Annotated in this window: 20 protein-coding genes and 2 pseudogenes; 12 read left to right on the top strand and 10 right to left on the bottom strand. The window is 66.5% G+C overall.

Annotated elements, in window-relative coordinates:
* Positions 1–26: 26 nt before the first annotated feature.
* The gene (locus tag P1N55_RS05585; protein WP_276277964.1) at positions 27–2222 is read right to left on the bottom strand and encodes an LUD domain-containing protein; all 2196 of its coding nucleotides are present in this window, start codon (positions 2220–2222) and stop codon (positions 27–29) included.
* The gene (locus P1N55_RS05580; protein WP_276277963.1) at positions 2215–2727 is read right to left on the bottom strand and encodes an LUD domain-containing protein; all 513 of its coding nucleotides are present in this window, start codon (positions 2725–2727) and stop codon (positions 2215–2217) included. Before P1N55_RS05580 ends, P1N55_RS05585 begins: the two co-directional genes overlap by 8 nt.
* A 176-nt stretch (positions 2728–2903) precedes the next feature.
* On the opposite strand from P1N55_RS05580, the gene P1N55_RS05575 reads away from it, so the two are divergent.
* The 3 genes and pseudogenes from P1N55_RS05575 (at position 2904) to P1N55_RS05565 (ending at position 6432) form a co-directional block, all read left to right on the top strand.
* Positions 2904–3926, top strand: coding sequence for an NAD(P)-dependent alcohol dehydrogenase (locus tag P1N55_RS05575; RefSeq protein WP_276277962.1), 1023 nt, complete (start codon positions 2904–2906; stop codon positions 3924–3926).
* A 99-nt stretch (positions 3927–4025) separates the two neighbouring features.
* Complete coding sequence (gene aldA / locus P1N55_RS05570; RefSeq protein WP_276277961.1) at positions 4026–5486, top strand: aldehyde dehydrogenase; 1461 nt, start codon at positions 4026–4028, stop codon at positions 5484–5486.
* An 83-nt stretch (positions 5487–5569) separates the two neighbouring features.
* Positions 5570–6432: pseudogene (locus tag P1N55_RS05565) on the top strand (SDR family NAD(P)-dependent oxidoreductase).
* Between the two features lie 562 nt (positions 6433–6994).
* Here the strand turns inward: P1N55_RS05565 and P1N55_RS05560 are convergent.
* Positions 6995–7861 (bottom strand): fumarylacetoacetate hydrolase family protein, encoded by an 867-nt coding sequence (locus P1N55_RS05560; protein ID WP_276277960.1) that lies wholly within the window; start codon positions 7859–7861, stop codon positions 6995–6997.
* A gap of 84 nt (positions 7862–7945) precedes the next feature.
* Between P1N55_RS05560 and xacF the strand changes: the two genes are divergently transcribed.
* The 3 genes from xacF (at position 7946) to P1N55_RS05545 (ending at position 10234) form a co-directional block, all read left to right on the top strand.
* Positions 7946–9391, top strand: a complete 1446-nt coding sequence (gene xacF, locus P1N55_RS05555) for a 2,5-dioxovalerate dehydrogenase (RefSeq protein WP_276277959.1) — start codon at positions 7946–7948, stop codon at positions 9389–9391.
* A 313-nt stretch (positions 9392–9704) separates the two neighbouring features.
* Positions 9705–9953 (top strand): hypothetical protein, encoded by a 249-nt coding sequence (locus P1N55_RS05550; RefSeq protein ID WP_276277958.1) that lies wholly within the window; start codon positions 9705–9707, stop codon positions 9951–9953.
* Entirely contained in the window at positions 9953–10234 is a 282-nt protein-coding gene (locus P1N55_RS05545; RefSeq protein ID WP_276277957.1) for a hypothetical protein, read from the top strand. Before P1N55_RS05550 ends, P1N55_RS05545 begins: the two co-directional genes overlap by 1 nt.
* Before the next feature lie 18 nt (positions 10235–10252).
* Here P1N55_RS05545 and P1N55_RS05540 read toward each other — a convergent pair whose 3' ends face one another.
* Both P1N55_RS05540 and P1N55_RS05535 read right to left on the bottom strand, forming a co-directional pair.
* On the bottom strand, positions 10253–10831 hold the full coding sequence (locus tag P1N55_RS05540) for a potassium channel family protein (RefSeq protein ID WP_276277956.1): 579 nt from the start codon (positions 10829–10831) through the stop codon (positions 10253–10255).
* Complete coding sequence (locus P1N55_RS05535; protein ID WP_276277955.1) at positions 10777–14247, bottom strand: pentapeptide repeat-containing protein; 3471 nt, start codon at positions 14245–14247, stop codon at positions 10777–10779. The genes P1N55_RS05540 and P1N55_RS05535 overlap by 55 nt, the downstream gene beginning before the upstream one ends.
* Before the next feature lie 152 nt (positions 14248–14399).
* Here P1N55_RS05535 and P1N55_RS05530 point away from each other — a divergent pair, with 152 nt between their 5' ends.
* Positions 14400–14630, top strand: a complete 231-nt coding sequence (locus tag P1N55_RS05530) for a hypothetical protein (RefSeq protein WP_276277953.1) — start codon at positions 14400–14402, stop codon at positions 14628–14630.
* A 145-nt stretch (positions 14631–14775) separates the two neighbouring features.
* Positions 14776–16260 carry a hypothetical protein gene (locus tag P1N55_RS05525; protein ID WP_276277951.1) on the top strand — a complete coding sequence of 495 codons (1485 nt, stop codon included), beginning with the start codon at positions 14776–14778 and terminating at the stop codon, positions 16258–16260.
* Here the strand turns inward: P1N55_RS05525 and P1N55_RS05520 are convergent, their stop codons facing one another.
* Together P1N55_RS05520 and P1N55_RS19900 are read right to left on the bottom strand one after the other, a co-directional pair.
* Positions 16261–17130, bottom strand: a complete 870-nt coding sequence (locus tag P1N55_RS05520) for a hypothetical protein (RefSeq protein ID WP_276277950.1) — start codon at positions 17128–17130, stop codon at positions 16261–16263.
* 73 nt (positions 17131–17203) lie between these two features.
* Positions 17204–17308: pseudogene (locus P1N55_RS19900) on the bottom strand (hypothetical protein); the annotation flags it as partial.
* Here P1N55_RS19900 and P1N55_RS05515 point away from each other — a divergent pair.
* The 4 genes from P1N55_RS05515 to P1N55_RS05500 all read left to right on the top strand — a co-directional run bounded on the left by P1N55_RS05515 (position 17258) and on the right by P1N55_RS05500 (position 20723).
* Positions 17258–17455, top strand: coding sequence for a hypothetical protein (locus P1N55_RS05515; RefSeq protein WP_276277949.1), 198 nt, complete (start codon positions 17258–17260; stop codon positions 17453–17455). The pseudogene P1N55_RS19900 and the gene P1N55_RS05515 overlap by 51 nt on opposite strands.
* Positions 17456–17749: 294 nt before the next feature.
* The gene (locus tag P1N55_RS05510) at positions 17750–18322 is read left to right on the top strand and encodes a hypothetical protein (RefSeq protein WP_276277948.1); all 573 of its coding nucleotides are present in this window, start codon (positions 17750–17752) and stop codon (positions 18320–18322) included.
* A gap of 21 nt (positions 18323–18343) precedes the next feature.
* Entirely contained in the window at positions 18344–19210 is an 867-nt protein-coding gene (locus P1N55_RS05505; protein WP_276277947.1) for a hypothetical protein, read from the top strand.
* Between the two features lies 1 nt (position 19211).
* Positions 19212–20723: a hypothetical protein gene (locus tag P1N55_RS05500; RefSeq protein WP_276277946.1), complete on the top strand. Its 1512-nt coding sequence runs from the start codon at positions 19212–19214 to the stop codon at positions 20721–20723.
* Positions 20724–20789: 66 nt separating this feature from the next.
* Here the strand turns inward: P1N55_RS05500 and P1N55_RS05495 are convergent, their stop codons facing one another.
* From P1N55_RS05495 to P1N55_RS05485, 3 genes are all read right to left on the bottom strand, one after another.
* Positions 20790–22637, bottom strand: coding sequence for an Hsp70 family protein (locus P1N55_RS05495; protein WP_276277945.1), 1848 nt, complete (start codon positions 22635–22637; stop codon positions 20790–20792).
* 71 nt (positions 22638–22708) lie between these two features.
* Positions 22709–23419, bottom strand: coding sequence for an Hsp70 family protein (locus P1N55_RS05490; protein WP_276278682.1), 711 nt, complete (start codon positions 23417–23419; stop codon positions 22709–22711).
* The gene (locus tag P1N55_RS05485) at positions 23416–24246 is read right to left on the bottom strand and encodes an Hsp70 family protein (RefSeq protein WP_276277944.1); all 831 of its coding nucleotides are present in this window, start codon (positions 24244–24246) and stop codon (positions 23416–23418) included. Before P1N55_RS05485 ends, P1N55_RS05490 begins: the two co-directional genes overlap by 4 nt.
* Positions 24247–24265: the final 19 nt, after the last annotated feature.

Below are 24265 nucleotides of genomic sequence, written 5' to 3'. Positions count from 1 at the left end.
TCGATGGAGTACTACGACGATCCCTATCAGTTCCGGTCGAGCAGCTGGATGGGGTGGCGCGTCTCGGCGCGCAGCAGCGAGTCGAGCTGTTCGATGCACGAGGTGCCGCTGGCGACGACGGTGCGCTCGTCGGCCACCGGGTCGAACTGGGCCGCCAGGTCGGCCCCGACGTCCATACTGACGTCGTAGTACTGGCTCTTGTACCCGAAGCTGCCGGCCATGCCGCAACACTCGGCGTCGGAGGTGACGACGTCGTAACCCAGGTCCGCCAGGACGGCCTCGGTGTAGGTCTCGACGCCGAGCGTGCGCTGCTGGCAGTGACTGTGGTAGGCGACGCCCGCGCCGTCGGCGCCCGGCAACGCGCCGGCGTCGGCCCCGTTTTCCAGCAGGCCGTAGACGAACTCGAAGATCTCGTAACTGCCGTCCGCGAGGCGGTGGTAGGCCGACTCGTCCAGCAGTTTCTCGTACTCGCGCTGGAACATGGCGTAGTCGCTGGGTTCGACGACGACGACGTCGTAGCCGTCTTCGACGTACTCGCCCAGCGTGTCGGCGGCGGCCTCGGCCTTCGACCGCGCCGTCGCGAGCATCCCCTGGGAGAGGGGGGCGCGCCCGGACCCGCCCACCGAGGGGACGGTGACCGAACAGCCCAGCGCCTCCAGCACGCGGACGGCGGCCTTGCCCCGTTCGGTCTGGACGTAGTTCGTGTACACGTCGGGATAGAGGACGACCCGGCGCTCGGGGTTCGTGACCTGCTCAGTGCGGTCGCGCGCCCATTCGACGAGCGTCGTCCGCTCGAAGGTCGGCAGGTCCCGTCGCGCGTCGACGCCGACGAAGCGGTCCATCGCCTTGCGCGCGAGGCTCGTCCCCGCGATGGCGTTCGAGAGCGGCGCGGTGGCGCTCCCGAGTTTCGCCACCGTCTCGAAGTTCCCGAAGAACCGCTTTTGCAGCGGCGTGCCGGACGGTTCCTCGTCGGGGACCAGGCCGTCGACCAGGACGTCGCCGTAGTCGGGTTCGGCGTCGTGGTTGCGCCGGTCCCGGACGACGGTGTTTATCCAGGGGATGTCTATCTTGACTGGACAGGCGTTGACACAGCTGGAACACCCCGTACAGAGGTCGTTGAACTCGCCGGCGACGTCCAACCCCTCGATACCGGCCTCCCACCCGGTGGCGATGCCCCCGGTGTAGGTCTCGCCGCCGAACTCGTGGCCGCCGACGCTCTGGAAGTTCGCACAGGAGTTCGCACACGCGCCACAGCGGATGCAATAGAGCGTCTCGCGCAGGTCCTCGTCCTCGCGCATCGCCGTCCGGCCGTTGTCGATCAACACGAGGTGAAAGTCCCGGTCCGCGCCGGCCTCGCTCATCGTGGGGTCGTCGGCCCCGTCGAAGTCGAAGGCGGGCGTCTCGACGGGCGGGGTCAGGATCGAGAGGTACTGCGTGATGTCCTGGCCCGTCGAGGCCCGGGAGAGCAGTTCCCCGAACGGGTGCAGCTCCTCGATTGAGGGGATGATCTTCTCGATGCCGCCGACGGCGATGTGGGTGTCGGGAATCGAAGCGCACTTGCGGGCGTTGCCCTCGTTGGTCACCAGCGCGATGGACCCGCTCTCGGCCAGCACGAAGTTCGCGCCCGTGATGCCGACGTCCGCTGCCTCGATGCGCTCGCCGAGGTACTCGCGGGCGAACTCGGTGAGCTTCTCCGCCGAGTCGAGTCGCTCGTCGGGGTCGAACTCGGCCTCGAAGAGCTCGGTGATCTCCTCGCGGGAGATGTGCAGCGACGGCCCGACGATGTGGGACGGCTCCTCCTTTGCCACCTGGATGACGAACTCGCCTAAGTCCGTCTCCCAGACGTCGACGTCGGCGGCCTCCAGCGCGTCGTTGAGGTGAATCTCCTCGGTGGTCATCGACTTGGACTTGACCACGCTCTCGGCGTCCTCCTCGGCGAGGAGGCCCTCGATGTGCCGGGTCGCGTCGGCGGCGTCCTCGGCGACGTAGACGGACCCGCCGTTTGCCTCGACGGCCCGGCGGGTTTGCTCGATGAGGTCCGGGAGTCGCTCGATGGCGTCCTCCTTTATCTCCCTGGCCTGCGTCCGGTAGTCCTCGTAGTTCTCGACGCCCGCGACGGCGTCGTAGCGCTGTTCGTTGAACAGCTGGGTGTTCTTCCGTATCTCGTTGTGGTCGGTGCCGGCCCCTGTACTCGTCGACTGGGTGTGGTCTGGTTCACTCATTGTCTTCGATGATGATGACGTGTTCCGTCGAGGGGCCGTGGACCCCCTGGACGAGCGCGCCCATGTCGCCGGTCGCACTCGGTCCCGTCGCCATGACGAACGACTGGCGACCGGCGGCAAACTGGTCGCTCAGCCACCCGAACGCCGCCGTCAGGTCGGGTTCGATGTCCGACGCGTGGACGACGGCGACGTGGCGCTCCGGGTATAGCGAGACGAGCTCGTCGCCGCCGGCGGTCGATTCGATGGCGACGGTTCCCAGTTCGGCGATGCCCAGCGGACTGCCGGTCACGCCACAGGCGGCGGCTTGGAGGGCCGACCGGGACGGGTCCACCGTCACGCTCGTGTCCGCGAGCGAGACGTCGTCGAAGGGCAACGGAGCGCCCACTGCCGGTGTCTCGATGGCGGCCTCGAGCGCGTCCGTGAATCCCTCGGGGTCGACGGTGGTCGACGTCGCGTCCACCTTCGCCAGTGACTGTTCGAACGTCGCTACGCTCCCGGTGTTCATATGCCCATACTGGGAACAGCGGTAGTTAAAACTTGCACTCCCGTGACTGACCGTCTTCGACCGATTTCGGGCCGTCCGCGGGACTCGGCTCGTCTATCATCGTTGGACGCGCCGTCCGACGGTCCCGCGACTGCGAGACAAGATTTAACACGCGGACCGACACACGTTCACCTGCCATGCAAGCGGCCGTCATGACAGACATCGAGACGTTACGGTTCGAAGAGCGGGAGCGACCGACGCCGGCCGACGACGAGGTGCTGGTCAGGATCGCCGACGTCGGCATCTGCGGGTCGGACCTCCACTACTACACCGAGGGGAAGATCGGCGACTTCGTCGTCGAGGACCCAATCGTCCTCGGTCACGAGTGTGCGGGCGAAGTCGTCGAGACGGGCGACGCCGTCGACAGCTCGGCGGTCGGCGACCGGGTCGCTATCGAACCGGGCGTCCCCTGCCGTCGCTGTGAGTTCTGCAAGCGGGGGGAGTACCACCTCTGTGCCGACATCACTTTCATGGCCACGCCCCCGGACGACGGCGCGTTCGTCGAGTACGTCGCGTGGCCGGCGGACTTCGTCTACACGCTGCCCGAGAGCGTCTCCACCGCGGAGGGCGCGCTGTGTGAACCGCTCAGCGTCGGCATCCACGCCAGCAGACAGGCCGGCATCGAGTCCAACGACACCGTCCTGGTCACGGGCGCGGGCCCCATCGGGATGGTCGCGATGGAGGCGGCCCACGCCGCCGGCGCCGGCGACGTCTACATGTCCGACGTCGTCGACGCGAAGCTCGACCGTGCCCAGGCCCGCGGCGCCGCGGGCACCATCGACGTGACCGAACGTGACCTCGCCAGCGCCGTCGCGGACCTCACGGACGGCCGGGGCGTCGACAAGGTCATCGAGGCCTCCGGGGCCGCGCCGGTCTACGGCGCCGCCCTCGACGCCGTCCGGCGCGGCGGCACGATAACCTGCGTCGGTATCGGCGAGGAGGAGATCCCCTTCAACTTCACCCGGGCCACGAACAAGGAGGTCAAGATCCACGGCTCGTTCCGCTACAGCAACACCTACCCGGAGGCGGTGGACCTGCTCCGGCGGGATGCCGTCGACGTGGCGGGTATCATCGACGACGAGTACTCCTTCGACGACCTCACGACGGCGCTCGAGGCCGCACAGGACCCGGGCGTGGTCAAGACGATGGTCTCGATGTAGAGCCACGGTTTTCGCCGCCCTTCCAGGCTCGCTCGCGTTCCGTACCGTGATAGATTGTCGCAAATATTAATACGGAACGGGAAGCAAATCAAACTGACAATGTCTTCGCAGACACTGTACGTCGACGGACAGTGGATCGAAGCGGCAAACGACGAGCGCATCGAGGTGCTTGACCCGGCAACGGAGGAGGTCGCCGGGACCATCGCGAACGCCACGGAGTCCGAGGTGCTGTCTGCTGTCGAGGCCGCGAACGAGGCACAGAAAGAGTGGGGGCTCCGCCCCGCACCCGAACGTGGCCAGCTCGTCCGTGACATCGCCGACGTGCTCATGGACCACCAGGAGGAACTGGCGGAACTCATCATGGCCGAGCAGGGCAAGCCCCGCGGGCAGGCGATGGGCGAGGTCGCGAGCGCGGCGGACATGTCGAACTACATGGCGGAGTGGGACCGGCGAATCGAGGGCGACGTCGTCCCCGGCGACTTCCCGAGCGAGAAGCTGACCCTGGAGCGACGCCCCCACGGCGTCGTCGCGGGCATCATCCCGTGGAACTACCCCATCGCGCTGTTCATGCGCAAGACCGCGCCCGCGCTCGTGACGGGCAACACCATGGTCGCGAAACCCAGCTCGAACACGCCGCTCGCGACGGTCCGTGCCGTCGAACTCATCGACGAGCACGTCGACCTGCCCGACGGCGTGGTCAACCTCGTCACGGGCCACGGCTCGACGGTCGGCGACACGCTCGTCACCGCCGACGGCGTCGACATGGTCACCATGACCGGCGACACGGGGACCGGGAAGGCCATCAACGAGAGCGTCGCGAGTTCGCTCAAGCCCGTCTCGCTCGAACTGGGCGGGAAGGCCCCGGCCATCGTCTGGAAGGACGCGAACCTCGAGGCGGCCGTCGAGGACGTCCTCACCGCGCGCATCGCCAACACCGGCCAGGTCTGTACCTGCGCCGAGCGCATCTACGTCCACTCCGACGTCGCCGAGGAGTTCACCGACCGCCTCGTCGAGGCCGCCGAGGACGTCGTCGTCGGCGACCCGCGCGACGACCCGGACATGGGGCCACAGGTCAGCGCCGCCGAGCTCGAGGCGACCGAGAACGCCGTCAAAACGGCCGTCGACCAGGGCGCGACGCTCCGGACCGGCGGCTCCCCGCCCGAGGGCGAGCAGTTCGACCACGGCTACTGGTACCGGCCGACCGTGCTGACCGACGTCACCCAGGACATGGACGTCATCCAGGAGGAGGTGTTCGGCCCGGTCAGCCCCGTCGTCGAGGTCGACTCCATGGACCAGGCCATCGAGTACGCCAACGAGTCGAAGTACGGCCTCTCCTCGTACCTCTTTACCAACAACTACCAGCTGGTCAACCGCGTCATCGACGAGCTGGAGTTCGGTGAGACCTACGTCAACCGCTCCATCGGCGAGTCCTGGCAGGGCCACCACATCGGCTGGGACGAGTCCGGCCTCGGGGGCGAGGACGGCAAGTACGGCATGCTCAAGTACACGCAGCTGAAGACCATCTACCACAACTACGAGAACCCGGCCGGCTCGAACTGAGCGTCGGGTACTCCTCGCTCGCGGCTCGTTCCCGTCGGTGACGACCGGGGGCCCGTTCGCAGTCCTCCCGGCAGCCCCTCTCAATGCACGCCCAGCGGTTGTACCGGTGTGACACCCTTCGACACGTACGACTGACGAGCCCCGATATTTATATATCGACCGCCAGATACTCCGCCCGCATGTCAGTACTAGACAGGTTCAGACTCGACGGAGAGACGGTCATCGTGACCGGCGGCAACCGCGGCATCGGCAAGGGCATCGCCACGGGTATGGCCGAGGTCGGCGCGAACGTCGTCATCGCCAACCGGACCGCGGAGAGCGGCCAGGCGGCCGCCGAGGAAATCGCCGACGAGACCGGTGCCGAGACGGCCGCGATACCCACCGACGTCACCGACGAGGCGGAGGTGCAGGCGATGGTCGAGGAGACCGTCGACCGGTTCGGGAGTGTCGACGTCCTGGTCAACAACGCCGGCATCGCCATCCACGAACCCGCCGAGGAGAAACCGCTCGAGAACTGGAAAAAGACGCTCGACATCAACACGACCGGTGCGTTCATCTGCGCGAAACACGCCGGCCGGGAGATGATCGACGGCGACGGCGGCTCCATCGTCAACATCTCCTCGATGTCGGCGTTCGTCGCCAACTACCCGCAGTGCCAGGTCGACTATCAGGCCTCGAAAGGGGACTGGAGGGCCTGAAACTCCAGCTGGCCTCCGAGTGGGCCGAACACGGCATCCGCGTCAACAACATCAACCCCGGCTACATCGAGACTGACATCCTCACCGATGACGAGGAGCTCATCGAGACCTGGAAGTCTGAGATGCTGCTCGACGAGTTCGGGACGCCGGAGGACATCGCGCCGCTGGCGGTGTACCTCGCGTCCGACGCCGCGGCCTACGTTACGGGGTCGTCGTTCCTCATCGACGGCGGCTATATGGTCCGGTAACCCCGTTCCCCGGTGGTTCCCGGGTTCAGAACCGGGCAGCACTATTCTCGACGAGGGCTGGACGGTCTCCCTTGTTTCCGGCCTGGATGAACAGTAGTTCAGACTGAGTGGCAAGCCGCGGTGCGCGGGAACCCCGCCGAGACTGTCGACTTGTCCAACAATGTTGGAAATATCTGCACGTCATGAAAAAACACTATAAACCAAGGTGCTAACACAGGTACGACTGTTATCTCAGCCCGGGGACGCCGGATTCGGCCGTGGCAGACGTTCACTATTGTTGGACAGATTGCGATATGAGCCGCTTGACCGTGGGCTCACGCCCAGCCCTGGGCCGTCATCGACCGGCTCCTCGGAGCGAGACATCGGCACTAGAATCGCTAACAGTGCTGCTTATCGGGAGTTCGGGAAATCTCGAACTCGGCTCCGGCCGTCGCGTAGCAGAGTGCCAAACGACACCGGAAAAGGTAGTCGACGAGCGGGGTCGGCTCGGAGCGACCTCGCGTCCTGCGTCCTTGTGTTCACTCAGATCGAACGAGCAGCCAGCTCGTCGTCTCCCGCCGTCTCAGACCATCGTCGCCGGGTTCATCAGCCGACCGATGCCGTCGATGGTGATGTCTATCTCGTCGTCTTCCGACAGGGTGAACCCCTCGTCCGGGACCAGCGAGGTACCGGTCAGCAACACTGTCGACTCGGGCACCGCGTTGTGTCGCGTGAGATAGGAGACCAGTTCCTCGCAGGTCCGGACCATCTCGCCGGTGGACGTCTCGCCCTCGTAGCGTATCTCGTCCCCGTCCGAGATGGTCATCGACATCGTGAGATCGTGGGGGTCGCCGATGGACTCTGCGGACACCACACACGGGCCCAGCGAGCAGCTGCGGTCGTAGACCTTCGCCTGCGGCAGGTAGAGCGGGTTCTCCCCCTCGATAGATCGGCTGCTCATGTCGTTGCCGATGGTGTACCCCACGATGTCGCCCCGGTGTAACACGATACCCAGTTCCGGTTCCGGGACGTTCCACTCCGAGTCCCGGCGGATGCCGACCGCTTCACCCGGCCCGACGACGCGGCTCCGTGTCGCCTTGAAGAATATCTCCGGCCGGTCGGCATCGTAGACCTGGAGGTACATCTCGGGCATCCCACTCTCGGCCTCGCGGGCCTGCTCGCTTATCTCGTAGGTGACACCGGCTGCCCACACCTCGTCCGCGGCGACGGGGACGGCGACCCCATCCTCGTCCGGCACGTCCACGACGTCGGCCTCGTCAACCAGCCCCCTCGCGATGTCGTCGACGGACTCGTCCGCCACATCTGCGACGTGGGCGAGGTCGGCGAAGTCTGTCACGGCGGGCCGGGCCGAGGTCAGGTCGTAGGCCGTCCCGTCGTCGAGTGCGACCAGGTGTAGACGTTCCCCTACCGCGGTTCGATAGTAGCGCATGTCGTACCTGTGCGATGCCCGGGGACTTGGCATTTCCGGTGGGTATCAAAACCTTCTCCTGTCCGGCCCGAGTCGCTCCCACCAATGGTAGAGACGTACCACAATTACGTCGACGGAGCGTGGATCGAAGCGGAGAGCGGCGAGACCTACGAGACGCACAACCCTGCGGCCCCCTCGGAGGTCGTCGCCCGGTACCAGCAGTCCGGGACGGCTGACGCCGAGCGTGCCGTCGAGGCTGCGGCGGCCGCCCAGGACGAGTGGGGCACCACACCGGGACCACAGCGGGGCGCCATCCTGCGCGAGGCCTCGAACAACCTGGCCGCGCGCAAGGACGAGATCACCGAGACGCTGGTGCGCGAGGAGGGCAAGGCGCGCCCGGAAGCCAGCGGTGAGGTCCAGCGCGCCATCGACATCTTCGCCTACTACGGGACGAAAGCCAGCGAGGTCGGCGGCGATGTCAAGCCCGCCAGCGCCCCCGAGAAGACGCTGTACACGGTCAACGAACCCGTGGGCGTCGCGGGGCTCATCACTCCCTGGAACTACCCCATCGCCATCCCTGCCTGGAAGATCGCGCCGGCGCTGGCCGCCGGCACCACCGTCGTGTTCAAGCCCGCCTCCATCGCGCCCAGCGTCGCGCGCCAGCTGGTCGAGTGTCTGGACGAGGCCGGTCTGCCCGACGGCGCGCTCAACATGGTCACCGGTCCCGGTCGGACCGTCGGAAAGACGGTCTCGACGCACGAGGCGATCGACGCGGTGTCGTTCACGGGGAGTTCGGCCGTCGGGGAGACGGTCGGGTCGCAGGCCAACGAGTCGGGCAAGCGCGTCCAGCTGGAGATGGGCGGGAAGAACCCGGTCGTGGTGATGGACAGCGCCGACGTCGACGAGGCCGTCGACATCGCGGCCGCCGGAGCGTTCGGCGTGACGGGCCAGGCCTGTACGGCGACCTCGCGGGCGATCGTCCACGAGGACCTCTACGAGGCGTTCCTCGACGGCATCGTCGCCAAAGCGGAAGATATCGAGGTCGGTCCGGGACTGGACGGGGCGGACATGGGTCCCCACGTCTCGGAGGCGGAGCTCGAGGGGACGCTGGACTACGTGGAGGTCGGCGAGAGCGAGGGGGCGACGCTGGAGACCGGGGGTCGCGAGGTCGAGGCGGGCGAGGGCGGCTACTTCGTGGAGCCGGCGGTGTTCTCGGACGTCGAGCCGGAGATGCGGATCGCCCAGGAGGAGATCTTCGGGCCGGTGCTGTCGGTCATCCCGGTCTCGAGTTACGAGGAGGCTGTCGAGGTGGCCAACGGGGTGCCGTACGGGCTGTCGGCGAGCATCGTCACGGAGGACCTCTCGGAGGCCCACAGTTTCGTCGCCGATGCCGACTCGGGCGTGGTGAAGGTCAACGAGAAGACGACGGGACTGGAGTTGCACGTGCCCTTCGGAGGGATGAAAGACTCCTCGAGCGAGACCTACCGCGAGCAGGGCGACGCCGGCCTGGACTTCTACACCATCTCCAAGACCGTCTACCTCAACTACTAAGACCGCCGGCCGGGCGTGTTCGAACGGTTCGTTCGTCTACTTCAGGAGTACTGACATATCTGTGTGTTCCCTATCCAAAATAAATCCAGACACGCTCGTCTCGGATATTTGTGGCTGAATTCGCAAATACAGACGCCAAACGGTCTGTATGAGTACCGGAACCCCCCTCTCGACATACAGAACTCGGCTTTTCGTGCGTATACCCGGCAATCATGTGGCTACCAGGATACCTCCGACTCCCGGGCGGCCGGCGTTCGACTCACTAGCCCCCGGGAAAAGTCTATTACAGTCGTTGCGAAAAACCAACCCGAAAATGTCAGAAGACAATACGCAGTTCGGGGTCGGCGCGGATCGGTTCTCTTACGAGGACGTCCTGATGCGCATCGGGTCCAGTTCCGAGCTCCTGATGGACGTCCTCGAGCTCCTGACGGCGTTCATCATGGTGGGGCTGTTCGCCATCGGTGTGTACGATCTGGGGTTGAAGATGTACCTGATGATCGTCGAGGGGACGTTCACCGACCCCGAAGTGGTGATCAAGCCATCGACACCGCGCTCCTGTTGATGATAATCGTCGAGATATACCGGACGGTCATCGCGTACGTCGAGGACCTCAACATCCTCCCTATCGTCCTCAACGTCGGCATCATCGCGATGTCCCGGAAGATAATCAGTTTCCGGACGGCGAAGTACGCGACGCCGACGGACGCGTTGCTCAGTGCGCTCTCCTATGGCCTGCTCTTGCTCATCGTCATCGCCGGCTTCTATCTCATCCACCGCATCCAGCAGGACACCTCGTTCAACATCTTCACCGCGGGCGAGGAAGGGTACGAAGAACCAGAGTAAGGCCCGACGTCCCGTGTGTCACCAGGCGACCCGTCGACCCAGCACGAACACGACGAGCGCGACCAGGAGCGCGCCGAAGAACGCCTCCAGTCCCGCCAGCGTCCGGGCCGTCGCGCCCACGGGCTGGATGTCGCCGTACCCGAGCGTGGTGAACGTCACCATGCTGAAGTACATGTTCTCGCCGAGCGTGATGATCCCCTCCGGTGACAGGAGCCAGAGGAGGCCGCTCGAGTCCTGGGCGGCGAGTCCCGTGCTCTCGGTGGTCCCCTTGCTCACCGTCGCGTACATGAGTCCCCAGAGCGCGACGGCGACAGAGGAGACGTAGACGACGCGCCAGAGTCGCTCGCCGTAGCCACACGTCTGGTGTAACACGTTGTTCCCGAACCACTTCCCGAGCGCCTTCGCGCGGTTGCGAAGCGAGACGTCGGCCTCTCGGGTGAAGGCGGCGTCCCAGTTCTTCCGGCGCCGGTAGACCATCTCCTTGATGAAAAACTCGGCCGCGGCCTTGCGGTCGCCGAAGTCGCTGGCGCAGTTCTTTGCCTTCAGGTAGGTGTTCTCGAGGGTCGCCGGGGAGAGTTCACCCCACCGGTCGTCCATCTCCGCCCGCAGGCGGTCGCCGACGGCGAAGGTGTGTATCTCCCAGTTGTTGCGCGCCAGGTACTCCTTGTGGGCGGTGAAATCGAACCCCTCGAAGTCGGTGTTACAGAACAGGAAGTGGTTGAACAGTCCGTGGCGACAGTTTGCGTCGTCGAGGACGACCTCGTGGATCTCGCTGTGGGTGCAGTCGTAGAAGACGTCGCCGTCCTCCGGTTGGCCGAGCCGGCCGCCCTCGACCGTCGCGTCCTTGAGATCGACGAGCGTCTCGGCCTCGACGGGTTCCGGGCGGAAGACGACGGAGTGGGAAACTCCACGCCGGTGAACCGGCCACACTCGCCGAACGTCGTCGCCCGGAAGTTCGCGTACAGGAACGTCGCCTTGTCGAAGTCCGCCTCCCGGTGGAAGGTCGCCCCCTCGAAGCTCGCGTCGTCGTTGTGCATGTTCGCGCTCCCCTCGAACTCCGCCGCCCTGAACGTCGCGTCACCCGAAAAGGTCGCGTCGGCGAAGGTCGTGTCCTTCTCGAACCGGAGCTCGTCGAAGTGGGCCTCGTCGCCGAACCGACAGCTCGAGAAGTCGGCCTCGTCGACGAACCGGGTCCGCGAGAAGACGGCCGACCCGTCGAACGTGGCGTTACGGAAGGTGCCCTTGTCCTCGAACAGCGTCCGCTCGAAGAGGGCGTTCCCGCCGAACGCGACGCTCATGAAGTTGGCAAAGCGGAATTCGGCCATCTTGAAGTCGGCGCTCCCGCCGAAGGTCGCCCCCTCGAAGTCCGCGTCGTCGACGGTGTGGGCCCCGCCGGTAAACTCGGTGCCCCGGAACGACACCGCCGCCTCGAAGGCCGCGCCAGCGAAACTGGCGTCGCTCTCGAAGCGGATCTCGTCGGCGTCGACGGGCGCGGCGAACGTCGCGTCCTCGAAGGTGGCCGGTTCGAGGAACCGGGTGAACGAGACGTCGACGGGGCCGTCGAACCGGGCGCCCTCGCAGTGGGTCCGCCCGAACTCCGCCTGGTGGAACGTGACCGCGTCCTCGAAACGGGTATCGCGGAATCCGGCCTGGCGGAACTCGACCTCGCTGAAGTCGGCCTCGCCACGGAAGCGGGCCCCGGAGAACGCGGCGTCGTCGTCCTCGTGGTAGCCCCCCTCGAACTCGACGCCGAGGAACGAGACGTCGCCGCCGAACGTACACCCCTCGAAGTCGGCGTCGTCGGTGAACCGCGCCTCGACGAAGGCGGTGTCGCCCTCGAAGGCAGCCCCATCGAAGACGGCCTCGCGGTTGAACGCCGCGGCCTCGAAGTTGACCTCGCGGGCGAACGTCGCCCCGGTGTAGGTCGCGGCCTCGAACTCCGCGCGCTCGAAGTCCACGTCACCGGTGAACGTCGCCCCGGCGTAGGTGACGTCGTCGTCGCGGATGTTGTCGCCGCCGTGGAACTCCACGCCGCGGAACTCCGTCAGCCCCTCGAAGGAGGCGTCCTGAAACGAGGCGTCGTCGGTGAACCGCCCCTCGTCGAACAGCGCCCGCCCGTCGAAACTGGCCGCAGAGAAGTCGGCCTCGCCGTCGAAAGACGTCTCGTCGAAAGTGGCCGCCCCCTCGAAGGCGGCCTCGACGAACGCCACGTCGTCGTCGAAGGAGGCCCCCTCGAAGGACGCCCTCGCGCCGAAGGTGACGCCGGAGAAGTCGCTGTACTGGAACGTCGCCTCGAGGAACTCGACCGGGCCGTGGAACGCGCCGCCGACGAACGAGAGGTCGTCGTCGTCGACGTTGTCCCCGCCGTGGAACTCGACGCCGCGGAAGGCCGCCTCGCCTATGAACTCCGTCCCGCGGAAGTTCGAGTCGTCGGCGAAGCGGGCCTCGTCGAAGGCGGCCGCTTGGAACTGTGCCTCCTCGAAGTGTACCTCGTCGCGGAACGCGGCGTCGTCGAAGACAGCGTCGGCCTCGGCGGTTATCGCCCGGAAGTTGGCGTAGCCAAACTCCGAAAGCGAGAAGTCGACGGCCGCCTCGAAGACGGTGTCCGCGAAGGTCACGTCGTCGTCGTCGACGTTGTCCCGGCCCCGGAACTCGGCGCCCCGTAGCGTCACGTCGGCCTCGAAGCCGGCGGCCTCGAACGTCGTGTCGCCCTCGAAACGCCCCTCGTCGAACTCGGCGCGTCCCTCGAAGGTCGCCTCGGCGAAGGAGGTGTCACGGTCGAACGTCGCGGCGTGGAAGTCCGCGGTGTCGAACGTGGCGCCCGTAAAGAACGCGTCCCTGAACGCGGTCCGGCGGAAGTTCGCGTGGGCCCCGAACCGGGCATCCTCGAATGTCGCGTCCGACGACTTGACGTTGTCCCCGCCGTGGAACTCGGCACCGAGGAACCGACAGGGTCCGGCCACCGCCACGTCGGCGAAGTCCGCGTCGTCGTAGAAACGCGCCTCGACGAACTCGACGGCGTCACCGAAGCGGACCCCGCCGAACAGCGCTTCCTCGCTGAACGTGACGTCTTCGAAGCTGGCCGCCGTCTCGAAGGTCGCGCCCTCGAAGTTGCCGCGGGAGAACTCGGCCGCCGAGAAGTCGGCCTCGTCGCGAAACAGCGCGTCCGAGAAGTCGGCATCGTCCATGCGTACGTTGGCGCCGCCGACGAACTCGGCCCCGCGGAACGCCGTCGGTCCGTCGAAGACGGCCCCGATGAACTCCGCGTCACCCGAGAAGTCCGCCTCGGTGAACGTCGCGTCGCCGTGGAACCGGCAGTCGACGAAGTCGGCGTACCGGAAGCCGGCCGACACGAACGAGGCGTCGGCCTCGAACTCGGCGCGCTCGAAACAGACGTCGTCGTCAAGCAGGTTCGCGTCGCCCCTGAACTCGACGCCGTCGAACGTGGCGGGCGCCGCGAACCGCGTGTCCCGGAGGCACGTGTCCCCGTGGAAGCGGGCTTCTCTGAAGTCGACGTCTCCGCGGAACGTCCCCTCGACGAAGTCCACGTCGCTCTCGAACACTGTCCCCGTGAGCGTGACGGCGTCGCGGACGACACACCCCGAGAGGTCGACCGGGTCCTGGAAGGTCGACTCGGTCCACTCGAGGGCGCCGACCGTCGCCCCCCGCAGGTCGACGGGCAGGTCGACCTCCGACCGGTGAATCGCCACCGTCCCGTCGATGGACGCGCCCCGGAGGTCGAGGGGGTACTTGTCCGCCGGGTCGAGCAACTCGCGGTCGAGCGACACCGATCCCAGGTTGGCCCCGACCAGTTGCTTTGCCTCTCGGCCGCGCTGGCGCGCGACGTCACGCAGTGCCTCCGTCACCGCAGCGTCGTCGACACCGCGTGCCGCCCGTTCCTCGCTGGGCAGGTGAAAGAGACAGTACTCTGTCCCCTCGTAGGGCTCCCGGTGACAGCACCACCCGTCGGACAGGCCCGTCTCGTCGTCCCGATACCGACACGCTTCTGTCATGATGGTCGTGTGAGAGACACAGCGGCGAGCGTCTTTTATTTTGGGCCGGCGACCGTGAATTCCACGGCACCGACGGGAAGAATCCGCGCTGATTGGGTTAAATCAGCGCCGAGCGCCCAAATATTTATCATCGACGGCCGATATGTAAGTACATGGGACTGTTCGGTTCCTCGAACCCCACGGGGGCGTGTTACTTCTGTGATGGGAAGGCGGTGAGCGGCGAGAACGCCGCTCACTGTACGAACTGCAAGAACTGCATCGTCCACACCGACTGCCTGAAGCGCAACGGGTTACTGAAAAAGGAGGGGCATCTCATCAGATCTGACAAGATCAAGGCCAAGTGTCCGGCGTGTGGGCACGTGGGGACGCTCGCGAGGGCCTGACGGGCGCGGCGGCGATCTCTCACCGCGGGGGTTCGCCGGCGACGAGCTAAATTTTTTACCTGCCGTCGGCGAACGATTCCTTAATGACCGAGGCTCGGCCGATTGAGGGGGACGACCCGTACGAGAAACTGGGGTCGAGCGGACGATGACCCGCGAGGAGATCCTGGACGCCGCGAACACGCTCAAGAGCAAGAAGGACCTGGAGATCAAACAGCGAAAGGGCGCCGGCGACGAGGAGGGCTACAAGGAAGCGACGGACGCCGTCCTCGAGATCAAGGACGCCATCAGCTGGATCGAGGGCAACCACCCTGCCGAGGGCCACCCCGAACCGACCACCCTCTCGCTCGACGTCGGGGCGCCGAAACCGACGGTCGACGACACGGTCGAGTTCAAGGTCACGTCCTCGGACGGCCCGGAGTCGGGCATCGACGTCGAATCCGATCGCGGCCACAGCACCGTGACCGGCAGCAACGGGACGGCGTCGATGGCGTTCGACACCGCGGGGAACGTCGAGGTCCGGACCAGCGGCGGCATGAACTACCACGATGATTCTGCGACGCTGGACGTCCAGCCCCGACACATCGACCTCGACATCGTCGGCATGCCCACGGAGCTGGCGGTGCGCCAGCGCGAGCGCCTCCGGGTGACCGACAGCTCGGGCACCGGCGTCGAGGCGATCACGGTGCTCGCCGACGGCGATCAGGTCGGACGCACCGACGCCGACGGCTACGTCGAACTCCAGTTTGACTCGACGGGCACGCGGATTATCCAGGCGAACGCGAACGACACGATCTCGGTGACCTACGCCCCGGCCACCGCGGAGGTCGACGTCGTCGAGGAACAGATTCCGCTGCGTCTGCAGGTGGCGACCAACCAGATCCGGGTGGGCGAGGAGACCACGTTCAGGGTCGTCGACGACGCGGACACTGGGGTGCGAGACGCCGTGGTCGAGGCGGCGGGCGGCCCGACCGGGAGCACGGACGGCGACGGCGAAACGACGCTGACCTTCCAGCACCCCGGGTCCTTCGAGGTGACGGTGTCGAAACAGACCGACGCGGCGGACGTGAACTACGTCGAGCAGACGGCCGACCTCCACGTCCACCGGGGGGACGCGTCGCTGGCCGTCGGGCAGACGCGCGGGACCTTCGAGGAGGGCGGCGAGGTGGAGATACAGATCACCGACACGAGCGACACGGGGGTCGCCGACGCCACGGTCACGACCAACCACGGGCACCAGGCGACGACCGACGCCGACGGGTGGGTGTCCCTGACGATACAGCGCGAGGACGACCTGGAGTTGACAGCCGAGAAGTCGTCGGACCGGTTCGAGTTCAGCCCCGTCGAGACCACGTTCACCGTCTCGGAACACCAGCCGGAGCTGTCGATGGCGGACGTCCCCCAGGTGGCCTCGCCGGGCGACCAGGTCAGCGTGAAGGTCGTCGACGAGAACGGGACGCCGGTGTCGGGCGCCGTCATCCACTCCGCCCGGCGGCCCGAGACCTGGGAGACCGGCGAGGACGGGGTCGCCACCGTCGACCTGATGGACCGGACCGGCATCGAGACGCTGACCGCCGACAAGCCCTCGCTCTCGGTGAAAGAACAGGCCGAACAACGGATTCTGTTACAGTAGTCAGGCGTCGTCGTCCCACTCGCTGAGGACCCGCGAGACGTCGTCTTTCGCCTCCTTCTCGTCGCCGGTCTGTTTCATGTCGTCGATCACGTCCTCCATCTTGGCCACCGTGGACTCGGTCACCTCGTCCTCGCGCTCCCACTGACCGATCTTCGTCTCGGCCTGGTCCGGGCCGTCCTCCAGGGCCGTCTCCATCACGTCGCTGATGGCGACGTCGTCGAGGGCACCCTCGTCGTCGGACGCCTCCTCGACGACGACGCCGGCCGCGATCTCGACAGTCATCTCGTCGCTGACGGTCTGGGTCGCCGTCTCGAGGGTCGCGTCGAGTACCTTCTGTTCCTCCAGGCTGGCCTCGCCGTCGACGAAGAGGTCGAGGCGGACCTTCGACTCCTTGCCCGCTATCATGTCGTCCATGCTGACGGTGCAGTCCTGGCCCTCCCACTCGGGGTCCATCGTACTCTGCTGGTCGCCGTGGGTGTGGTAGACGGCCTTGATGTCGGCGAACCGGACCGGCGAGAGGTGGAGGTCCGGGTTCACCGCCCCGACCCCGCGGGCCTCCGAGAGCTTCCGGTCGAAAAAGCGGCCCAGCTTCTGTGGGTTGCCCACGTCGGCCCACTCGCCCTGGGTGCGCTCCGCGACGGTCTTGATCACGTCCTGGCGGTAGTTGCGGATGCCGGCACTCTGGACGGTGATGCCGCTCTCGTCGAACTCGGTGTCGAGTCGGCGCTCGTCGATGGAGCTCCCGCCGTCGGTGATGAGCACGACCCACTCGACGGGTTTCGCCCCGCTGCCAAGCGAGAGGAGGCCACCGAGCGACCCCGACTCGGCCATCCGGCCGAGCAGTTCCTTCGACCGGGCGAGGCCGTTCATGATACTCGTCCCGCCCGGCATCCAGGTTCGAGATCGCCTCGTGACTGTCGCTCGCGTTGTCGCCCTGGGTGGGTGAAACGAGCACCTCGGCGCTGCTCGAGAAGGCCACGACGCCGAAGACGTCCTGGTGCCGGAGGCCCTCTGTCGCCTGAATCAGCCCCTCCTTCGCGACTTCGATGTCACGGCCCGACATCGACCCGCTCTTGTCGATGCAGAAGACGACGTGGACCGGGAGCGGGTCGTCCGGCGGTTCGACGTCGAAGTCGATGGCGCCGGTGAACCGGTCGCCGCCCACCTCGATCGGGTTCTTCTTCGGATACGCTGACAGCTCGACTGGCATACGTATGCCTGCGATCCGTGATATCATATATCTTATCACGGCTTGGGGGGTAGATTTAACGACAGCGCCCCCCGCACGAAGGTGTTCCCCGGGGCAACCTCCGGGACGACGGTTCCGTGGCCGGTTGCCAACGCCACCTGACTCGGCCATCGTGCCGGCGACCAATAGGTACGACAGAGTGCTGCGACGGGGGGTGTTGCTCGTTTCCCCCCTCTCGGGCATTGGTATTTGCTGTAGCACCGCAAGATTATTCTATGAAATGCTGCATGGATACGATAGATGCGCTGGTCTGCGTTATCCAAGGGTGAGAAACAGGACGTGCTCCTGGTGTACGGTGGGGCCGGGATTCTCGGCGTCGGGTCGGTGCTGTTCAGGGCACAGACCGTCGGGGCGCTGCCAGGCGAAGTGCTCCGGATGCAGTACGCGCTCAGCTTCGTCTTGCTGGGTTCGCTGTTGCTCCTCCGGTGGCGCTCCCGGACGGCCTCCGGTGTCGTCATGACGACGGGACTCTCGCTGGTCATGCTCCTGGGCGTGCTGGTGCCCGTTCCGGGGATCGAACTGCTCGACGCCGTCTCCTATGGCCTGCTCGCGGTGCTGGTCTTCGTCGGCGGCATGCTCCACTACCGGTTCAACCAGCCGACGAACTTCCACGCGATCGCGCTCGCTGGCCTCATGGGCATCGAGACGTACCTGTTCGGCATGGGGTATACCGTGATCTCGTTTCTCGCAAACGGGGACACGCCGTTTCTCATCGCCGCGCTGTTGATGACGGTGGTCGTCGTCGGGTACGTCCGCATCCTCCGGCGCGAACTCGCATCGTCGTACAGCGAAGCGCTCCCGTGGATACAGTAGATCACCGAACCTGGAAAAACGATGCCAAAGAACAACAACGTGATGGTCGTGGCGGGACAGGCAGGATCGAAGTCGACGTTCATCGGCGGCCTCTACCGGCACGCACACCGGGCCGACGATATCAACGTCACGTACCGCAAGAAGGAGGGTAACGTCGAGGAGGACTTCTACGACGGGGTCATCAAGCGGATGAACACCCGGGGCGTCTATCCCGACCAGACCACCGAGGGATACGTGGTCGAACTGACGCTCAGCCAGGGGAGCAGTCTCGTCCCCGACATCGACTTCCAGTTCGTGGACATCCCCGGCGAGCAGATCGACATCGTCCTCTCGAACATCTGGGACGAGGTGAAAAACGACGCGATAGACGAGTCGCGGGTGGAGTCGGAGTTCCGGTCGGTCAGGTCGAAGATCGGCGGGGACGAGGCGCTCGACATCGGGGACTGGGAGACGATCTTCAAGCACTACTACTCGCAGGCCTCGATGATACTGTTCCTGGTCAATTTCCACAAGATGACCATCCGGGACGAGGAACCGACCTTCGATTCGGACGTCCTCGAGGCCGTCTCGGGACAGAAGGTCAAGACGGCGCTCGTCCCGACGGCCGTCGACCTGCTCGATTACGACCCGTCGGACCCGGACATGAAGAGCAAGGCGTCGTTCTCCCCGCGGACGTACGATCGGGGTCTGGATGCCCACCTCGACGACAAGCTGAGGCTCGGGGACGCCCCAAGGTACAGAACCTGCTCGACCACGTCGAGCAAAACGAGCGCATCGCCTTCTTCAGCACGGCCGTCCCGCCGGCGGACCCGACGAATCCGAAATCGGACAAACTGGCAAGAGACAACGATGGCGGGTTCGTCACCAAAGGATTCGACGAGGTGGTGACATGGCTCAGAGATTGAACCTCACCTTCGACCACGCGATATTCGACACGTACGACTACCAGCGTGGCGCGGAACCGACGTTCGTTCCGACGCCCGAGGAATCGAGCCGTACCGACCCGCTGACGAGACTGCTCAACGACGGCGACAGCGCACTGAACAGAGAGCCGGGCTACTTCTTCGAGACGATCGGCGACCACCTGGTCGTCGTCTTCGAGGGAAAGCGCGAGGACGACCTGAGTCGGAACACGACGATGGCGTACTTCGACGTGTTCTGGGCCCCGGTGGAGGCAGTCAGCGAGGCGAGTATCAAAGACGTCGTCAACGAACTCAGGGACGCACGCACCCGCTCGTTCACCGCCGACGTCGACGGGTCGGCCACCGTCGACGTCCGGCGGCTCGATTCCCGCATCGGACCCGGGTCCAACGGCGTTCGCCAGCGAGACGACGCCCGAACGACGCGGTTCGAGGGCGATATCACGTCCCGATCTGACCGGCCCGAGCAGCCGCCGGACGAATCCGACAGCGGGTCCGGTGCCGACGACGAGTTCGTCGACATCGACACCCTGAATCCCGACGACGGCGCTCCTGGTGACCCGACTGGCGACGATACCTCACCCGACGACCCCGGCACCGACTCGGCGGAGTCGCCTTCGCCGGACTCTGGGCCCCAGGGGGACCGCCCGACGGCAGCCACCGCGGGCGGCCGGGCCTCGGGCGTCACGCCGCCGGACAGCGAGTACCTCGCGCAGTTCTGGGAGCAGTACCGCCGCCAGGGCTTCCAGATGTACGCGTCGCTCACCCAGGTCGACCGGTTCGCCTACGCCGTCGACGGCACGCTCCGGGCGCTCCGGTGTGTCTCCCACCAGCGAAAGGAGACGGACAAGTTCGACGTCGTCATCGGCGACCCGGTCGGGCGGGTCGAACTCGGGGACTTCGACCTCGTGTCCCACATCGAGTCGCTCGACAAGGAAGGGGCCCTCTCCGTCTCGAACCTCCCGCGCTACCGGGACGAGCTCGACGACCTGAAACGGTCCCGGGCGAAGAGGATCAAGTCAGCCGACACGCTGTTCGAGAACCTCGACAGCACCCTCGAGCGCCGCCAGTCGGAACTCGAGACGGCGCTCCGGGAGTCCACCAAGGAGTCGGCGGAGCTGTTCCTGGAGCTCGCCGAGGGGGACGCCGACCTGGAGGCCTCGGAGAGCGGCGGGCGGTTCGACCGGTTCAAGCAGGTGACGAGCGTCGTCGGCGGCGACGACGACGAGGTCGCCCGGGCCATCGAGAACATGGACCTCGACGAGGTGAGTGATGCGGAAGCCCAGCACGTCGTCGAGACGGTCCTCGTCGAAGAGATCCAGCAGGGGTTTGCCGCCACGTACGAGGAGATCCTTGATGACCTCAGGGCCGACCTCGCGAAGTTCAGCGAGAACAGTCAGCAACAGCTGGCACGGGAGGTGCTGGACCGGGTCGAGGACCTCCGGCAGTCGAAAGCCTACGAGCGGGCCGGCGAGGAGTGAGGCCCTGCGGCCGGGGCTAGCCGGCGATGGCGACAATGGCCTTCTTGGTGATGACCCCGTCGACCTTCACGCCGGGTTCGAGCACCTCGAGGATCGTCCCCTCGGGTTCGTCGGCCGCCCGCTGTTCCCTGATGTAGTGACGCCGCGGCCCGGCCTCGGCCCCGACCTCCGGGACGAAAAACTCGATGCGCTGCTGTTCGAGCTCTGGTCGAGTTCCCGGAGGATTATCTCGACGTTGTCCGGGTCCAGGGGGTTCTCTTTGACGATACCCCACTGCCAGAGGTTCGTCCTGACGCTGTGAATCGCCTCGATGACCGCCTTCGGGTCGGGGCGGTCCGGGCCCCGGTCGTCACGCTGTCGCGCGTAGGTTGCCATCGGCGTCCGTGCCCTGTCCGGGAGGGGCGTGAACTCGCCCTCGTCGGCAAACTGGAGCCAGGTGCCGTCGTCGTAAGTCTCGCGGTCGACGGTCGGGGCTGTCTCACTCGTCGATTCGATGACCTCGAGTTCGATGTCGTCGGCGCTCACCGGCGGATCGCCGGTTACCGAGGCCCCGAGCGTCGTCGCCGCCTGCTCGTCGCCGGCGACCGCCGGGAACCCGGACACGGTGAACGACGCCCTGACCCGTGGCTCCCCGGTCGCCGGGTCGCTGACCTCGACGTCGAGGCGCCCGTGCTGTCCCTCGGGGGTCCGGGTGGCGACCGACACCTGCCTGACCGTGTCGACCCCGGCCAGCGAACCGCCGGTCGGCGTCGCCGCCAGGTCCTCGCCGTCCATCGCGACCACGCGGACGGCTCCGTCGAGCGTGTCCGTCACCGTGTCCGTGTCGGCCGGTGGCGCCGGGTCCTCGGCCCCGCCCAGCGGGTACTGGACGACCGTCGTCGCCTCGCCGACGTGGCCGGCGAGCGCGTTCCGCAACGGTTCGAGGTCCGCGCCGTCCCCGGCGAGCACCGCCGTCGACAGGTCGTCCGGGGTGACGTCTGCGTCCGCGAGGACGTCCGTGGCCGCGGCCGCCAGGTCCGCGGCGTAGTCCTCGAGGGCCGCGTGCAGGAGTCCGGTCGTTATCTCCCGGTCCAGTTCGAGCGACTCCGAGAGCGTGTGGTCGCCCGCGGTGAGCGTGACGCCGTCGGCCAGTTCCAGCTCGACCGACACCGGGAGGGTCGAGTCGCCGCCGACCGCCTCGCGGACGGCCGCCGAGAGCTCGGCGAGCGCGCCGTCCGTGTACTCGACGGTCACGTCGCGGGCCTCGCCGGCCTGTGCCAGGAGCGTGGTCGCGACGGCGCGGCTCCAGTCGGCGCTCCCGAGGCCCTCGACGTTCGTCCGGCGGCGTGCGCGCAGGCCCGTCTCCGTCGCCTCGTACACGCCCAGGTCGGCGCTCCTGTCGCCGACGTCGACGACGAGCGCCAGTGCGCCCGGGGCCGGTCGAGGGAGCGCTGAGTCCCGGTCCGACGCGAGCGCCGCGGCCACCTGGGTGGGCCGACAGACCACCCGACACTCGGGAAGGTGGGCGGACCGTGCCGCCCGCCGGACGGCCGCCCGCTGGTCGGCGTCGAGCCACCCGGGTACGGAAACGGTGGCGCTCAGCCCACTCCCGTCGGCCTGGCCGCCGTCAGTCGGCTCACCGTCGACGCTCGGTCCACCGGACTCGAGGTCACCCCAGAACTCCCCGACGCATGCCGCCAGGAAGACGCCGACCGGGAGCTGGCCCGGTGCACTGTCGGCCGCCGCGTCGTCGGGGACGGCGAGCGCTCCCGGGTCCAGAACCGGTTGGCCGCCCCGCGCGACCGCCTGGTCTCCCACGACGACGCCCGCCGTCGTCGGCGCGATTCGCGAGGGGACGACTTCGAACGTTTCGCTCGTCCCGCTCCTCTCTCTGAACACTGCTCGGTCGGTATCCAGTCGAATACTGAGATCCATTGCTTGTCAAATCCGTGATGATGCCGGCGAGAGCCGACGAGCCGCCTCTCGGGAGTCGAAACGTCCGGGCTTCAGTCGTCGGTCTCGGCGTCCGCCTCGCGACGCTGGACGGCCTTCGAGGTGTAATCCTGGGTCTCCTCTTTGATCCGCCCGGCCTCCTCCTGGGTCAGTCCGATACCGTCTGAGATGTTGATGCCGCCCTCGATGTCCCGGTTCTCTGCCTCGGCGGTCACGTCGAGGGTCGCGTCCTCTTTGACGTAGAACTCGACGTTCAGTTTCGTATCGCCCGGGACGTCCTCGAGGACGAACCGGCCCAGTTCCTCGTTGTCCTCGTGGTTGGCCTCGTCCGCCTCGCCCTGGATGACGTTGACGATGAGGTTCTGCTCCGTCTCGTCGGGGTTCCCGTAGGGTTTTGTCTCTCGGTTCGGGAGGTCCGCGCCTTTTTCGAGAATCGGGTCGAACTGGTTCGGGCCGTCGTCGTTGTGGGTCTCGACGCCCAGCGAGTGCGAGAGGATGTCCGTGATGCTCTGGGTCGGGAGGTTCCCACCCTCGGGGTCGTACTGGGCCGCCTCGAGGGCTGCGCCCTTCGCGACCACCTGGTCAGGATTCGTGTCCGTCGACGGTTCCATCCCGAAGAACTCCTCGACGGCGTCCTGGACGTGGTGCATCCGGGTGCTCCCGCCGACCAGGAGGACGTTGTCGATGTCGTCGACCTCGTAGTCGCCGTCATCGAACAGCTCCTCGGTGAGCGAGATCGTCTTGTCGACTAAGTCCTGGGTCAGGTCGTGGAACTCAGACCGCGACAGCTCGACCTCGTAGAAATCGTCGGCCTGGTAGGGTAGGCGATGGCGGCGTCCTCGCGGCCCGAGAGCTGTTCTTTGGTCTCTTTGACCTTCTCTCGGAGCGTCGCCTTGGTGTGTTTCGACTCGTTGGGGTCGCTGGCGCCCCGGTCGATCAGCTCCTCGCGGGCGAACTCGTAGAGCTCGTCGTCGAAGTTCTCCCCGCCGAGTTCGTCATCGCCGTTGGAGTCGATGACGTCGATTTCGTCCTCCGTCACCTCGACGAGCGTCGCGTCGAAGGTGCCACCACCCAGGTCGTAGACGAAGAGCGTCTCATCGCTCTCCTCTTGGTAGCCGTAGGCGTAACACGCCGCGGTGGGTTCGTTCATCAGGCGGAAGACGCTGAGGTCGGCGAACTTCGTCCCGGCATCCTCCGTGGCCTGCCGGGCGGACCCGCCGAAGTAGTACGGCACCGTGATGACTGCCCCGTCGACGTCGTCGCCGAACTCGCTCTCCTCGGCGTCCTCTTTCAGCTTCTGGAGGATGTAGCCGGCGACGCGCTGGGGTGGGTACTCGGTCCCGTCTATCTCGTAGGTCGTGTCGCTCCCCATGTCGCGTTTCGTCCGCGCGAGCGTCCGGTCGGGGTATCGCTCCTGGTTCGCCAGCGCGTCCTTGCCGACGATGACGTCGTCCTCGAGTACCTGGACGACCGACGGCGTCGTCGGGTCGCCGCTGAAGTTCTCTACCATCTGCACCGACTCCGACTCGTCGTCGTAGACGGCCATCGCGCTGTTCGTCGTGCCCAGGTCGATCCCGATGTTGAAAACCATCTCACCATGTACTCTGACA

Origin of the sequence: Haloarcula regularis, from assembly GCF_029338315.1 — an archaeon.
Taxonomy (GTDB): domain Archaea; phylum Halobacteriota; class Halobacteria; order Halobacteriales; family Haloarculaceae; genus Haloarcula; species Haloarcula regularis.
This window is presented reverse-complemented; position numbering and strand designations above follow the sequence as displayed.